Origin of the sequence: Streptomyces sp. NPDC006385, from assembly GCF_040612485.1 — a bacterium.
Lineage (GTDB): Bacteria > Actinomycetota > Actinomycetes > Streptomycetales > Streptomycetaceae > Streptomyces.
Genome location: NZ_JBEXQG010000057.1, coordinates 1 through 14811, shown reverse-complemented (window position 1 = coordinate 14811; position 14811 = coordinate 1). Strand labels below are relative to the sequence as shown.

Annotated in this window: 5 protein-coding genes, 1 tRNA gene, 1 rRNA gene and 1 pseudogene; 1 reads left to right on the top strand and 7 read right to left on the bottom strand. The window is 68.5% G+C overall.

Annotated elements, in window-relative coordinates; translation table 11 throughout:
* Window positions 1-31: 31 nt before the first annotated feature.
* The 4 genes from ABZ078_RS32480 to ABZ078_RS32465 form a co-directional block, all read right to left on the bottom strand.
* Window positions 32-868 (bottom strand): RodZ domain-containing protein, encoded by an 837-nt coding sequence (locus ABZ078_RS32480; protein ID WP_356581243.1) that lies wholly within the window; start codon window positions 866-868, stop codon window positions 32-34.
* 279 nt (window positions 869-1147) lie between these two features.
* Entirely contained in the window at window positions 1148-3910 is a 2763-nt protein-coding gene (locus tag ABZ078_RS32475) for a DNA translocase FtsK (RefSeq protein WP_356581241.1), read from the bottom strand.
* A gap of 157 nt (window positions 3911-4067) precedes the next feature.
* Window positions 4068-4742, bottom strand: a complete 675-nt coding sequence (locus tag ABZ078_RS32470) for a response regulator (protein ID WP_356581239.1) — start codon at window positions 4740-4742, stop codon at window positions 4068-4070.
* 244 nt (window positions 4743-4986) lie between these two features.
* Window positions 4987-10458 (bottom strand): HAMP domain-containing protein, encoded by a 5472-nt coding sequence (locus ABZ078_RS32465; RefSeq protein ID WP_356581237.1) that lies wholly within the window; start codon window positions 10456-10458, stop codon window positions 4987-4989.
* Window positions 10459-10811: 353 nt separating this feature from the next.
* Between ABZ078_RS32465 and ABZ078_RS32460 the strand changes: the two are divergent.
* Window positions 10812-13581 (top strand): annotated as a pseudogene (locus ABZ078_RS32460) (SpoIIE family protein phosphatase).
* Between the two features lie 61 nt (window positions 13582-13642).
* Here ABZ078_RS32460 and ABZ078_RS32455 read toward each other — a convergent pair.
* The 3 genes from ABZ078_RS32455 to rrf form a co-directional block, all read right to left on the bottom strand.
* Window positions 13643-13718 (bottom strand) — tRNA-Thr (locus ABZ078_RS32455).
* A 76-nt stretch (window positions 13719-13794) separates the two neighbouring features.
* The gene (locus tag ABZ078_RS32450) at window positions 13795-14457 is read right to left on the bottom strand and encodes a DegT/DnrJ/EryC1/StrS family aminotransferase (RefSeq protein ID WP_356581309.1); all 663 of its coding nucleotides are present in this window, start codon (window positions 14455-14457) and stop codon (window positions 13795-13797) included.
* Window positions 14458-14570: 113 nt separating this feature from the next.
* A 5S ribosomal RNA gene (gene rrf, locus ABZ078_RS32445) occupies window positions 14571-14687 on the bottom strand.
* Window positions 14688-14811: the final 124 nt, after the last annotated feature.

Below are 14811 nucleotides of genomic sequence, written 5' to 3'. Positions count from 1 at the left end.
ACCCCGTCCGTGCTCGACCCTTCAGCCGGACTTATCCGGCCTGCGGGTCGCCCTTCGTGTACGTGAGGCGCTCCACGGCGCCCGGCTGCCAGTCGTCATCGATCTTCTTGCCGTTGACATACAGGTCGATCGCACCCGCGTCACCGAGGACGAGGTTGATCCTCTCGCTGTCCTGGAAGGTCTTGGAGTCACCCTGCTTGAGCAGGTCGTCGAAGAGGAGCCGACCGTTGTGGTCCTTGACTCCGACCCAGCTCCTGCCGTCAACGGCGCTGACCTTGACGGTCACCTTGTCCTGCGGGATGGCCGCGATGGCGCTGTCCGACGGCTCGGGCTTCGGGTCCTTCGGCTTGTCGGTCTTCGGAGTGGGCTTGGTCTTGTCGGCGGTAGCGGTCGAGCCGCCCTCGGCGACCGAGGACCTACCGCCCTCGTCTCCGCCCTTGACCGCGGTGAAACCGACGAACCCGACCACCACGACGATCGCGGCGACCATGGCCGCGGTCCAGTTGGGTCCGCGCCGCTCGGGACGGATGCGCTCCGCCTCGAACAGGGGGGCGGCCGGGGTCGGCTCGGGTCGTCCGCCGTGCGAGGCGTCGTACTGGGCGAGGAGGGGGGCAGGATCGAGGTGGACGGCTTTGGCCAGGGTCCGGATGTGGCCTCGGGCGTACACGTCGCCGCCGCAGGGAGCGAAGTTGTTCGCCTCGATGGCGTGCACGATGGCGATGCGGACCCGGGTGGCGCTGCTGACGTCGTCGACGGTCATCCCGGCGTCGACGCGCGCCTGCTTGAGGGCACGGCCGATCGAGGGGCGGTCTTCGTCGGATACGTCTTCGAACGGACGCTCGTCTTCAGGGGAGTTGCCGATGGACACGGGGGCGCCTTTCGAGCGTTTAAGCCACCTGTGCTGGAGGTTCAGTCTAGGGGGGGTACGAAAGGGTGGGGCAACCGGGCGGTAGGACTTTGTACGCCATCGGAATGGCCGGACACGCCGATGGTGGGCTGCGGGTTTGACGCTTCGCTCAACTTGACGTACGCCGAGGGAAAAGGGTTGCTCAATGATCCCTTACGGGTGAGTCACGATCAGGCATCGACGCATCACCCACCCGCCCGCAAGGCGACCACTGCCTCCTTGTTTCCGCTCCGGACTCCTTTATGCCTCCCCGCGGATGACCGCGAGCACGCCGTCCAGCTCGTCAGGTTTCACAAGAACATCACGAGCCTTGGAACCCTCGCTCGGCCCGACGATGCCCCGCGACTCCATGAGGTCCATCAGCCGCCCTGCCTTGGCGAACCCGACACGCAGCTTGCGCTGGAGCATGGACGTCGAACCGAACTGCGTGGAGACCACCAGCTCGGCCGCCTGGCACAGCAGGTCGAGGTCGTCGCCGATGTCCTCGTCGATCTCCTTCTTCTGCTTGGTCCCGACGACGACGTCGTCCCGGAAGACGGGCGCCATCTGGTCCTTGCAGTGCTGGACGATCGCCGCGACCTCCTCCTCGGTCACGAACGCGCCCTGCATACGCACCGGCTTGTTCGCGCCCATCGGCAGGAACAGCCCGTCGCCCTTGCCGATGAGCTTCTCGGCGCCGGGCTGGTCGAGGATGACGCGCGAGTCCGCGAGCGACGACGTGGCGAAGGCGAGCCGTGAGGGGACGTTCGCCTTGATCAGGCCGGTGACGACGTCGACCGAGGGCCGCTGCGTGGCGAGCACCAGGTGGATGCCGGCCGCGCGCGCGAGCTGCGTGATGCGCACGATCGCGTCCTCGACGTCGCGCGGCGCGACCATCATCAGGTCGGCGAGCTCATCGACGATCACCAGCAGGTACGGGTACGGCTGAAGCTCGCGCTCACTGCCCTCCGGCGCCTTCACCTTGCCGTTCCGTACGGCTTCGTTGAAGTCGTCGATGTGCCGGTAGCCGTACGCGGCCAGGTCGTCGTAGCGAAGGTCCATCTCGCGTACGACCCACTGGAGCGCCTCGGCGGCCCGCTTCGGGTTGGTGATGATCGGCGTGATCAGGTGCGGGATGCCCTCGTACGCGGTGAGCTCGACCCGCTTGGGATCGACCAGCACCATGCGCACGTCCTCCGGGGTCGCACGCATCATCACCGAAGTGATCAAGCAGTTAATGCACGACGACTTACCGGAACCGGTCGCACCGGCAACCAGCACATGCGGCATCTTCGCGATGTTGGCCATCACATAGCCGCCCTCGACGTCCTTGCCGAGCGCGACCAGCATCGGGTGGTCGTCCTCGGCGGCGGCCGCGAGACGCAGCACGTCGCCGAGGTTGACCATCTCGCGGTCGGTGTTGGGGATCTCGATGCCGACCGCGGACTTGCCGGGGATCGGGCTGATGATCCGCACGTCCGGGCTGGCGACGGCGTACGCGATGTTCTTCGTCAGCGCGGTGATCCGCTCGACCTTCACGGCGGGCCCGAGCTCGACCTCGTAGCGCGTGACCGTCGGCCCGCGCGTGAATCCGGTGACGCGCGCGTCGACCTTGAACTCGGTGAAGACGGTGGTGAGCGACTCGACGATGGCGTCATTGGCGGCGCTGCGCGTCTTGCCCGGGCCGCCGCGCTCGAGCAGGTCGAGCGCCGGGAGCGAATAGGTGATGTCACCGGACAGCTGGAGCTGTTCGGCGCGCGGAGGCAGGTCGCGGATCTCCTCGGGCGCGGCCTTGGTGAGGTCGGGGACCCCGGACTCGGTGGGGTCAGGCGTCCCGGACTTGGTGAGATCCCGGGCCTTGGTCCTGGGGAGCTGCTCCTGCTTGGGCCGCGCCGCCGGAACCGGCGTGGGCACCGGTGTGGTCTCCGCCCGGTCGCCCACGCTCACGCCCTGGGTGAGGTCGGCGACGATCGGCGAGGGCGGCATCCCGTGCAGGACGGCACCGTCGAGTGCCGCCGCGGCGGCCGCCGCGACGTCCACAGCGTCCATGGGACGGTCCATCTCGGGCTGCGGCACCGCGGAGCGCCTCGGGCGGCCGCGACGCCGCGAGAGGGCCTCCTGCTCGGCGCCGTCGGGGTCGTACGCCTGGGGGGCGGGGCCCCGTTTGCGGCTGCGCGACGCCGGCAGCGCCTCACGCCACTGGTCGTCGTAGCGCTGCTCGTCCTCGGTGAACTCGTCGGCGTCCTCCTGGTCGGGCAGGATCCCGAGCTTGACGCCCAACAGCCGCAACCGCTGCGGGATGGCGTTGACCGGGGTGGCCGTGACGACCAGCAGACCGAAGATCGTGAGCAGCACGAGCAGCGGTACGGCGAGGACTTCGCCCATGGTGTACGTCAGCGGAGTCGCCGCGCCCCAGCCGATGAGCCCGCCGGCGTCCCTTATGGCCTGCATGCCGTCGCTGCGGGCGGGCGAGCCGACGGCGATGTGGACCTGGCCGAGCACGCCGATCGCGAGCGCGGACAGGCCGATGACGATGCGGCCGTTGGCCTCCGGCTTCTCGGGGTGCCGGATGAACCGTACGGCGATGACCGCGAGCAGTATCGGCACGATCAGGTCGAGCCGGCCGAAGGCGCCGGTCACCAGCATCTCGACGAGATCCCCGACGGGACCGCGCAGATTGGACCAGGTGCCGGCGGCGACGATCAGGGCGAGCCCGAGAAGCAACAGCGCGACGCCGTCCTTGCGATGGGCGGGGTCGAGGTTCTTCGCGCCCTGCCCTATGCCGCGGAACACCGCGCCGACGGCGTGCGCGAGCCCGAGCCAGACAGCACGCACAAGCCGGTAGATGCCCCCGGTGGGATTGGGTGCCGGCTTCGGCGGCGCGGCTTTCTTCGCCGCGGCCTTCTTGGCCGGCGCCTTCTTGGCGGGGGCTTTCTTGGCGGCGGCCTTCTTCGCCGGAGCCTTCGCGGAAGCGGCCGCCTTCTTCGCGGGCGGCTTCTTGGCTGCGGAGGGACGTGAGGCCATGGAGGTGAGGTTACCGGTGGAGAAGACAGTGGACACGTGTGCCCACTGCTTCACCCGTTCGTGTCGCCCTTGCCCGGGCGGCGAACTGACGCCGGTTCACCGGCCGGTGACGGGCAGGACGAGTCGATGCCACCCGCCAACATCCCGGGCGGCGTCGTCAGTTCTGCGAGGGCACCGACGACGTGCTTCCGGTGCCGGGCTCCAGGGCGTCCAGCGCCCGCCGCAACCCCGTGAGTTTGCGTTCGAGATGAGCCGCGGTCGCCACCGCCGCCGCGTCCGCCGAGTCGTCGTCCAGTTGCTTGGACAGCGCCTCGGCCTGCTCCTCGACCGCGGCGAGCCGCGCCGACAGCTCGGCCAGCAGACCCGCCGGCTCCTTCGCGTCCGCCGCCTTGCCACCGCCCTCCAACTGGAGGCGCAGCAGCGCCGCCTGCTCGCGCAGCTGACAGTTCTTCATGTACAGCTCGACGAACACCGAGACCTTCGCCCGCAGCACCCACGGGTCGAACGGCTTGGAGATGTAGTCCACCGCGCCGGCCGCGTAGCCACGGAAGGTGTGATGCGGGCCGTGGTTGATCGCGGTGAGGAAGATGATCGGGATGTCCCGGGTCCGTTCTCGCCGCTTGATGTGCGCGGCGGTTTCGAAACCGTCCATTCCCGGCATCTGAACGTCCAGCAGAATGACCGCGAAGTCGTCCGTCAGCAGTGCTTTGAGCGCTTCCTCCCCGGACGATGCCCGCACCAGGGTCTGATCGAGCGCAGAGAGGATCGCCTCCAGCGCCAGCAGATTCTCCGGCCGGTCATCGACCAGGAGGATCTTGGCCTTCTGCACCATGGCCCGCCCTCCTCGCCCCGGCAGTGCACCGGGCTCCGCCCCAGGGGACGACTCCCTTACGCCGCCCGCCCTCGTGCCGGTCATGGTAGCCGCACCCCGCCTGTCGCCACACCCTGTCACCGCGATGTCACTGTGCACGTAGCAGAAACGCGGCAGGAGACCAGAAGGTTCCCCGAATCCCGCACTTCTACACGACCTCGAGCACACTGAGTCAGCGACTGGGTGTGAACACCGTTGGTTCCTGTCACTGGTCCCTCATCCACTGATCCATCACGGCCAGCAGATGATCGGGATCGACCGGCTTCGTCACATAATCGGACGCGCCCGACTCGATCGCCTTCTCCCGGTCGCCCTTCATCGCCTTGGCGGTCAGCGCGATGATCGGGAGTCCGGCGAACTGCGGCATCCTGCGGATCGCCGTGGTCGTCGCGTACCCGTCCATCTCCGGCATCATGATGTCCATCAGGACGACCGCCACGTCGTCGTGCTGTTCGAGGACCTCGATGCCCTCCCGGCCGTTCTCGGCGTACAGCACGGACAGGCCGTGCTGCTCCAGGACGCTGGTCAGCGCGAAGACGTTGCGGATGTCGTCGTCGACGATCAGCACCTTCTCGCCGCCGAACCGGATGCCCCGCAGCGACTGCGGCGCCACGTCCTGCTCCGCCGCCGACCACTGCTCCGGCGCCGGCCGCTGTTCGAGTTCGGTCGCCGCCCTGCGGCGGCGCCTGAAGAGTGCGGCGGCGCCGTTCTGCGTCTCCCGGTACGACCGCACCTCGGCCGGCGTCTCGATCTCCACCTCGGACAGCTCCGCCAGGTCCGCCGCCGAGGCCACCAGGTCGCCCGCGTCGAGGGCCGGCAGCTGCTGCTGGTAGCCGTGCGGTGGCAGTTCGCTCGGGTGCAGCGGCAAATAGAGCGTGAACGTCGAGCCGCGTCCCGGCTCGCTCTGCGCGTGGATCTCGCCGCCGAGCAGCTGGGCGATCTCCCGCGAGATGGACAGCCCCAGCCCCGTACCGCCGTACTTGCGGCTGGTCGTGCCGTCCGCCTGCTTGAAGGCCTCGAAGATCACCCGCATCTTGCTGGCCGCGATCCCGATGCCGGTGTCGGTCACGGAGAACGCGATCAGCGGCGCGTCCGCCTCGGTCAGCGAACCGGCCTCCAGCAGCTGCTCCCGGATCTTCTGCGGCACATCCATCCCGGCGGGCCGGATGACCAGCTCGACCGATCCGGAGTCGGTGAACTTCACCGCGTTGGACAGCAGGTTCCGCAGCACCTGAAGCAGCCGCTGCTCGTCGGTGTGCAGCGTGGCGGGCAGCTCCGGCGACACCCGCACCGACAGGTCCAGGCCCTTCTCCGCGGTCAGCGGACGGAACGTGGCCTCCACGTAGTCGACGAGCTGGACGAGCGCGATACGCGTCGGCGAGACGTCCATCTTGCCCGCCTCGACCTTCGACAGGTCGAGGATGTCGTTGATGAGCTGGAGCAGGTCGGAGCCGGCGCCGTGGATGGTCTCGGCGAACTCGACCTGCTTCGGCGAGAGGTTGCCCTCGGCGTTGTCGGCGAGCAGCTTGGCCAGGATCAGCAGCGAGTTGAGCGGCGTACGCAGCTCGTGCGACATGTTGGCCAGGAACTCGCTCTTGTAGCGCATGGAGACCGCGAGCTGCTCGGCACGCTCCTCCAGCACCTGCCGAGCCTCCTCGATCTCGGTGTTCTTCACCTCGATGTCGCGGTTCTGCTGGGCCAGCAGCTCGGCCTTCTCCTCCAGCTCGGCGTTGGACGCCTGGAGGGCCTTCTGCCGGTTCTCCAACTCGGCCGACCGCTCACGCAGTTGTTCGGTCAGCTCCTGCGACTGCTTCAGCAGGACCTCGGTCTTGGTGTTGACGGAGATGGTGTTGACGCTGGTCGCGATCATCTCGGCGATCTGGTTGAGGAAGTCCTTCTGGATCTGCGTGAACGGTGTGAAGGACGCCAGCTCGATCACGCCGAGCACCTTGCCCTCGAACAGGACCGGAAGGACGATCACCTGCGCCGGCGGGGCCTCGCCGAGCCCGGAGGAGATCTTCAGATAGCCGCTGGGGGCGTTCTCCACCAGGATCGTGCGCTTCTCCTCCGCGGCAGTGCCGATGAGCGCCTCACCCGGCCGGAACGACGTCGGCATGGAGCCCATCGAGTAGCCGTACGATCCGAGCATCCGCAGCTCGTACTGGTCCTCGGCCTCGGCACTCATGTCCTTGCCGTCCAGGAGCGGCATCGCGACGAAGAACGCGCCGTGCTGTGCCGTCACCACCGGCGTCAGTTCGCTCATGATCAGCGAGGCGACGTCCTCCAGGTCGCGGCGGCCCTGCATCAGCGCGGAGATCCGGGCGAGGTTGCCCTTGAGCCAGTCCTGCTCCTTGTTGGCGATCGTGGTGTCGCGCAGGTTGGCGATCATCTTGTTGATGTAGTCCTGGAGCTCCTGGATCTCGCCGGACGCGTCGACGTCGATCTTCAGGTTCAGGTCGCCGCGGGTCACCGCGGTCGCCACGCGCGCGATGGCACGCACCTGCCGGGTGAGGTTCCCGGCCATCTCGTTCACGGACTCGGTGAGGTCGCGCCAGGTGCCGTCGACGTCACGCACGCGTGCCTGGCCTCCGAGCTGTCCCTCGGTGCCCACCTCGCGGGCGACCCTCGTGACCTCCTCGGCGAACGACGACAGCTGGTCGACCATCGTGTTGATCGTCGTCTTGAGCTCGAGGATCTCACCGCGCGCGTCGATGTCGATCTTCTTGGTCAGGTCGCCCTTGGCGATGGCGGTCGTGACCATGGCGATGTTGCGCACCTGACCGGTCAGGTTGGACGCCATCTGGTTCACGGACTCGGTGAGGTCCTTCCAGGTGCCCGCCACCCCCGGAACGTGCGCCTGACCACCGAGGATGCCGTCCGTGCCCACCTCGCGGGCCACCTTGGTGACCTGCTCGGCGAACGAGCTCAGCGTCTTCACCATGGTGTTGATGGTGTCGGCGAGCTGCGCGACCTCGCCGCGCGCCTCGATCGTCACCTGACGCGTCAGGTCGCCGTTGGCGACCGCCGCCGACACCTGGGAGATGTTGCGCACCTGCATGGTCAGGTTCTTGGCCATCAGGTTCACGTTGTCGCTCAGGTCCTTCCAGATGCCCGTGACCCCGGGCACATGCGCCTGACCGCCCAGGATGCCCTCCGTGCCCACCTCACGGGCCACCCGGGTCACCTGCTCGGCGAAGCTGGACAGCTGATCGACCATGGTGTTGACCGTCGTGACGAGCTCGAGGATCTCGCCCTTGGCGTCGACGGTGATCTTCTTCGACAGGTCGCCCTTGGCGACCGCGGTGGTGACGTCGGCGATGGAACGCACCTGAAGGGTCAGGTTGTTGGCCATGCCGTTCACGGACTGCGTGAGGTCCTTCCAGGTGCCGGAGACGCCCTGCACCTCGGCCTGACCACCGAGCTGGCCCTCGGTGCCCACCTCGCGGGCGACCCTCGTGACCTCCTCGGCGAACGACGACAGCTGGTCGACCATCGTGTTCAGCGTGTTCTTCAGCTCCAGGATCTCCCCGCGCGCGTCCACGGTGATCTTCTGCGAGAGGTCACCGCGCGCCACCGCGGTGGCGACCTGCGCGATGTTGCGGACCTGGGCGGTGAGGTTCCCGGCCATGCCGTTCACCGAGTCGGTCAGGTCCCGCCACACACCGGCGACGCCGGGCACCTGCGCCTGACCGCCGAGGCGGCCCTCGGTGCCCACCTCGCGGGCCACCCGGGTCACCTGGTCGGCGAAGCCGGAGAGCTGGTCGACCATCGTGTTGATGGTGTTCTTCAACTCCAGGATCTCGCCGCGCGCGTCGACGTCGATCTTCTGGGAGAGGTCACCACGGGCGACCGCGGTGGTCACCTGCGCGATGTTGCGGACCTGCGCGGTGAGGTTCCCCGCCATGCCGTTGACGGAGTCGGTGAGCTCCTTCCACGTGCCGGCCACCCCCGGTACGACCGCCTGACCGCCCAGCCGGCCCTCCGTGCCCACGTCCCTGGCCATCCGTGTCACCTGGTCGGCGAAGGACGACAGCTGGTCCACCATCGTGTTCACGGTGTTCTTCAGCTGGAGCATCTCGCCGGAGACGTCCACGGTGACCTTCTGCGACAGATCACCGTTGGCCACGGCCGTCGTCACCTGGGCGATGTTCCTCACCTGTCCGGTGAGGTTGCGGAACGCGGTGTTGACGGAGTCCGTCAGGTCCTTCCACGTCCCCGCGGCACCCGGCACCTGCGCCTGACCGCCCAGCTCACCCTCGACGCCGACCTCACGTGCGACACGCGTCACCTCGGAGCCGAAGGACGACAGCTGGTCGACCATGCCGTTGACGGTGTTCTTCAGCTCCAGCATCTCGCCGGCCACGTCCACGGTGACCTTCTGCGACAGATCACCGTTGGCCACGGCCGTGGTGACCGCCGCGATGTCGCGCACCTGGATGGTGAGGTTCCGGAAGACGGTGTTGACGGAGTCCGTCAGGTCCTTCCACGTCCCGGCGGCACCCGGCACGTTCGCCTGGCCGCCCAGCCGCCCCTCGGCGCCGACCTCGTTGGCCACGCGCGTGACCTCGTCCGCGAAGATCCGCAGCGTCTCCGTCATCTGGTTGATCGTGTCCGCGAGCTGGGCGACCTCGCCGCGTGCCGACACGGTGACCTTCTGCGACAGGTCACCGTTGGCGACCGCGGTCGTCACCTGGGCGATCCCGCGCACCTGCGCGGTCAGGTTGCCGGCCATCAGGTTCACCGAATCGGTGAGGTCCTTCCACACACCGGCCACACCGGGCACCTGGGCCTGCCCGCCGAGCTCGCCCTCGGTGCCCACCTCGCGGGCGACTCGCGTCACCTCGGAGGAGAAGGACGACAGCTGGTCCACCATCGTGTTGACGGTGTTCTTCAGCTCCAGCATCTCGCCGGCCACATGAACCGTGACCTTCCGGGACAGATCACCCTTGGCGACCGCCGTGGTCACCAGCGCGATGTCCCGCACCTGAGCCGTCAGCCGGTACGCCATCGTGTTGACGGAATCCGTGAGGTCCTTCCACGAACCCGACATGCCACGCACACGCGCCTGCCCGCCGAGCTTGCCCTCGGTGCCCACCTCGCTGGCCACCCGCGTGACCTCGTCGGTGAACGTCGACAGCTGGTCGACGAGATTGTTGACAGTCCGCCCGACCTTGAGGAACTCACCCCGCAGCGGATGCCCCGTGCCGTCCGGCGACTGGGTCCGCAGCTCCATGCGCGGCGACAGATCACCCTCGGCCACCGCGGACAGCACCCGTCCGACCTCGGACACCGGCCGTACGAGGTCGTCGACCAGCGCGTTCGAATGGTCGATGGCGGTGGCCCAGGAGCCCTCGCAGGCCCCGGTCTCCAGGCGTTCCGTGAGCTTGCCCTCACGTCCCACCATGCGCCGCACCCGCGACAGCTCACCCGTCAGGTGGAGATTGCGGTCGGCCACCTCGTTGAAAACCGCGGCGATCTCCGACATCACGCCGTCACCGGACACCGTGAGCCGCTTGCGGAAGTTCCCGTCCCGCATCGACACCAGAGCCGCCAGCAGCCGGTTCAGGGCAGCCGTGTCCACGGCAGTGGTCCCACCTCGCGCCTTGCGCTCGTTCTTCAGGGACTGTCCGCCTTTCGCGCGCGTCTTAGTGCCCCGCGTCGCTGCGCCAGACTCCACTGTGTCCCTCCCGCAGGGGTCGACCGTTACTGCTGTGCTCGGGTCCTACTGCTCGCCGTACCCGTTACTGCTGCGTATTCCTGCCGGATATACCAGGCCACTCCACGTGCTGCTGCCCGCGGTACGCGGATCACACTCAGCCTGCCCGGACCTTCACAACAAGCTTGCCCAGTGTTTCACCCCGGCTGAACCCGGCCATAACAGTTCGGCAGCTTCGCACACCGTCCGCACACCCTCCGGACGGAAACACTGCAGACCGGCATCCGCATCGACGGCGAAGGTAAGTAACCTTGCATGCGGCTGTCCAGCCGCACCGGTCCGTCCGGCCTGGGCGGTGGCACATACGAGCGGGCATCGGAGGGACAGCCGGACATGACCACCGGACTGATCCCGGGGGGACAGCCCCCGGACGGGCCGAACGGCACACGGATGCCGCACCAGCGGCACGAGCCGGTCGGCCCGGAAGCCCTGCACGTCGACAACCGGTCGAGGAGTTCTGTGATCACCGCGCGCGCGGCAGCCAGCTTCGATCCCGTCGGGCGATCGGTCGCGAGCGCCCGCTCCTTCGTCCGCGACACCCTTCAGGGCTGGGGCTTCGCCGACATCGTCGACGACGCCGTCGTCCTCACCAGCGAGCTGGTGACGAACGCCGTGGTGCACGCGGGCACGTCCGCGGACGTCCTGTGCCTGCGCAGTGACGAGGGTGTACGGATCGAGGTGGCCGACCGCTATCCGGAGCGCGAGATCCCCCTCCAGGGCTCGCCCGTCAACATGGGCAGTCCCGACCGCGAGGGCGGCCGCGGCCTCCAGCTGTGCGCGGCCCTGGCCGGCCGCTGGGGCGTCGAGTACACGCCCACGCACAAGCAGGTCTGGTTCCAACTCGACCTTCCCGAACGCCCGGTGGGCACTCGCGCCGCGGGCCCGTCACTGCCCTCCGACCTCCTTCCGCTCGCCGACGGCCGCGTCCGCGTCGCGGTGGTCCAGATCGACCGTACGGGCGCCATCTCGTCCTGGAACGAGGACGCGGAGGACCTCTTCGGCTATGCGGCCGAGCAGGTCATCGGAAAGCCCCTGACCGACCTCGCGGCCTGGCCGCACACACCGGGCACCAGCACGGGCATCGCGGAGGCCCTCCAACTCTCCCGCTGGGAAGGCAGCTACGGCATAAGGGGCGCCAACGGCCGCGTCACACCGGTGTACGCCTCCCACCTCCGCGTCCGCGACACGGGCGGCGAGCCGTCCACCGTCTGCCTCCTGGTCCGCGACCACGAACGCGCCGTCCTGCAGACCCCGTCACGCGTCCCGGCCTCCGACACCTCCACCACCACCGAGGCCCAGAGCACCGACCCCTTCGAGGTGTTCATCGGCTCCCCCGCCCCGGACGACCTCGACGGCCTCCTCCAGCGCACGGTGGAACGCGCCCGCGACATGCTCGACGGCGACTCCGCCTTCCTGCTCCTGGCGACCGACGACGAAACGGAGTTGGAGGTCCGCGCCTCGACGGGCCTGCCCTCCGCCCGCCAGCGCTTCGCGCGCGTGCCCGTCGAAGCCGGCCCCGGCCGCTACGGCTCAGCCCGCATGCCGTCGGTCCACGAGGACCTCACCATGGTCCCCGGCGCCGTACCCCTGCTGAGCGGCACCGGCATGCGCTCGGTCGTCACGGTCCCCCTGAAGGTCGAGGGCCGCCTCACGGGCTCCCTCGGCGTCGCCGCCGAAGCCCCCGGCAGATACTCCAACGAAGAGGCACTGCGCCTCCAGTTCGCCGCCGACCGCATCGCACTGGCGGTGGAGTCGGCCCGCCTCGGCGAACTCGAACGCCTGCGCCGAGGCTCACTCAGCTTCCTCGTCGAGGCCTCCGACCTGCTCGCCGGCACTCTCGACCGCGACCAGACCCTGGCCCTGATGGCCCAGATGACGGTCCCGACCCTCGCCACCTGGTGCGCCGTCTACACGATCGCCGACCAGGCCTCGGACCCGTACCTCTCGTACGTCCTGCACGAGGACGAGGAACTCATCGACGGCATCAAGTCGTTGCTCTCGAAGATCCCCCCACCGGAGCCGATCGCCACTCCCGGCGCCCGTGTCTGGTCGGCCCCCGCCCAGTCCGCCCACCAGGCCGCCCTGCGCACCTCCATGCGCAGCCTGGGCCTGGGCGAGCCGGTCGGCCGCATCAGCGCGGGCATCGGCCCCACGCTGGCCACGGCGTCCGCGGTGGGCGGCGAGACGGTGGTCCTCCCGCTGGTCGCCCGCAACCGGGTCATCGGCATGCTGACCCTCGGCAAACCGACGGACGAACACTTCCGCCAGGAAATCCTGGAACTCGCCGAGGACTTGAGCCGCCGAGCCGCCCTCGCCCTGGACAACGCCCGCCTCTACTCCGAGCGCACGGCCATCAGCCAGTCCCTCCAGCGCAGCCTCCTGCCACCCGAGCTGCCCGAGATCGGCGGCGTCGAGGTCGAGGTCATCTACCGCGCGGCCGGCGAGGGCAACGAAGTCGGCGGCGACTTCTACGACCTCTTCCCGATCAGCGACGGCGCCTACGGCTTCGCCATCGGCGACGTCTGCGGTACGGGACCGAACGCGGCGGCGGTCACCGGCCTGGCCCGGCACGCACTCCGCCTCCTGGCCCGCGAGGGCCTCAGCGGCCCGGCGGTGCTGGAGCGCCTGAACTCCGCGATCCTCGACGAGGGCGCCCGCAGCCGCTTCCTGACCCTCCTCTACGGCGAGTTGAGGCCGCAGGAGGACGGCAGCGCGGAGCTGAAGGTGGTCTGCGCCGGCCACCCGCTCCCCCTCCGCCTGCGCCAGGACGGCACGGTAGAGCCGGCGGCCGAACCCCAGCCGCTCCTCGGCGTCATGGACGACCTCGAGCTCTACGAGCAGACGGTCACCCTCGACCCGGGCGACGTCCTCCTGTGCGTCACGGACGGCGTCACCGAGCGCCGTGAAGGCAGCCGCATGCTGGGCGACGACGGCCTCGCCGACGTCCTCACCAGCTGCACGGGCCTCACGGCCGGCGCGGTGGCGGCCCGCATCATGCGCGCGGTCGAACGCTTCGCCTCGGACGCCCCCTCCGACGACATGGCGATTTTGGCCATGCGCGTGCCGGGCCTCCACAAGGACTGAGGAAGGGCACCGCAGAAGGGCACGAAAAAGGCCCCGCCCGGAAGGGCGGGGCCTTTCTGTCTGGAGCCCCCAAACGGAATCGAACCGTTGACCTTCTCCTTACCATGGAGACGCTCTGCCGACTGAGCTATAGGGGCTTGCTGCCTTTGCGAAGTTCCCCTCGCGGCAACGGAATAGATCATACCCCGAACACACCCGTGCTCCCAAACTCGCTCAGAAGGCGGGCTGGAGCAGCCCTCCGAGCGCGTTGCAGGCGGACACTATCCGCTGCATGTCCCGCTTGGTCAAAGCGGCGTCGACGGGCAAAGCCAACGTCTCATCCGCGGCCCGCTCGGTCTCCGGCAGGGACACACACCTCCGGAACTCCGGCAGCCGATGCACGGGGGTCTTCACCGGCACCCGGCAATCAACTCCCCTGGCCCGCACGGCCCGAGCAAAGGCATCCCGATCCGGCCGCCCATTCCCCGGCACGCGCACGACGTACTGCTGATACGTGTGCCCGTCACCACCATCGGGCGTGTGCACACCCTTCAACTTCGCATCCAGATACGACGCCCGCTGCCTGCGCTGAGCGACCTCGTCGTACGGAGCCTCGGACTCACCCTGCTCCAGCACCAACAGCGCATGTCGCTGCCCTGTTGCGTGCAACCGCGCGATATCCGCCGAACGACCGAAGCGATGTACGGCGACCACAGCGGCCGTCCGCGGGGTGACGACCGCCTCGACAGCGGCGGCATCCAGGCAGTACGTCACCGGATCTATGTCGGCGAACACCGGCAGCGCCCCCGCCAGGACCACGGCCTCGGCGACTTCGACGTTCCCGAAGGCCGGTACGACGACCTCGTCACCGAGTCCTATGCCGGCGGCCCTGAGCATTGCAGCAGTACCCATACCTGGGATGGTGGTTGCGCAACGTGAACTTCAGGTGACGCAGAACAAAAAAGGGCTGGACCGCGAACCGAAGTTCGGGGTCCAGCCCTCTAAAAGGAGTTCGGCGGTGTCCTACTCTCCCACAGGGTCCCCCCTGCAGTACCATCGGCGCTATAAGGCTTAGCTTCCGGGTTCGGAATGTAACCGGGCGTTTCCCTCACGCTATGACCACCGAAACACTATGAAACAAGACCGGAAAAAAACAGTCGTTGCCTCAGAACTAACACAGTGGACGCGAGCCTCTATGGACAAGCCCTCGGCCTATTAGTACCGGTCACCTCCACACGTTACCGTGCTTCC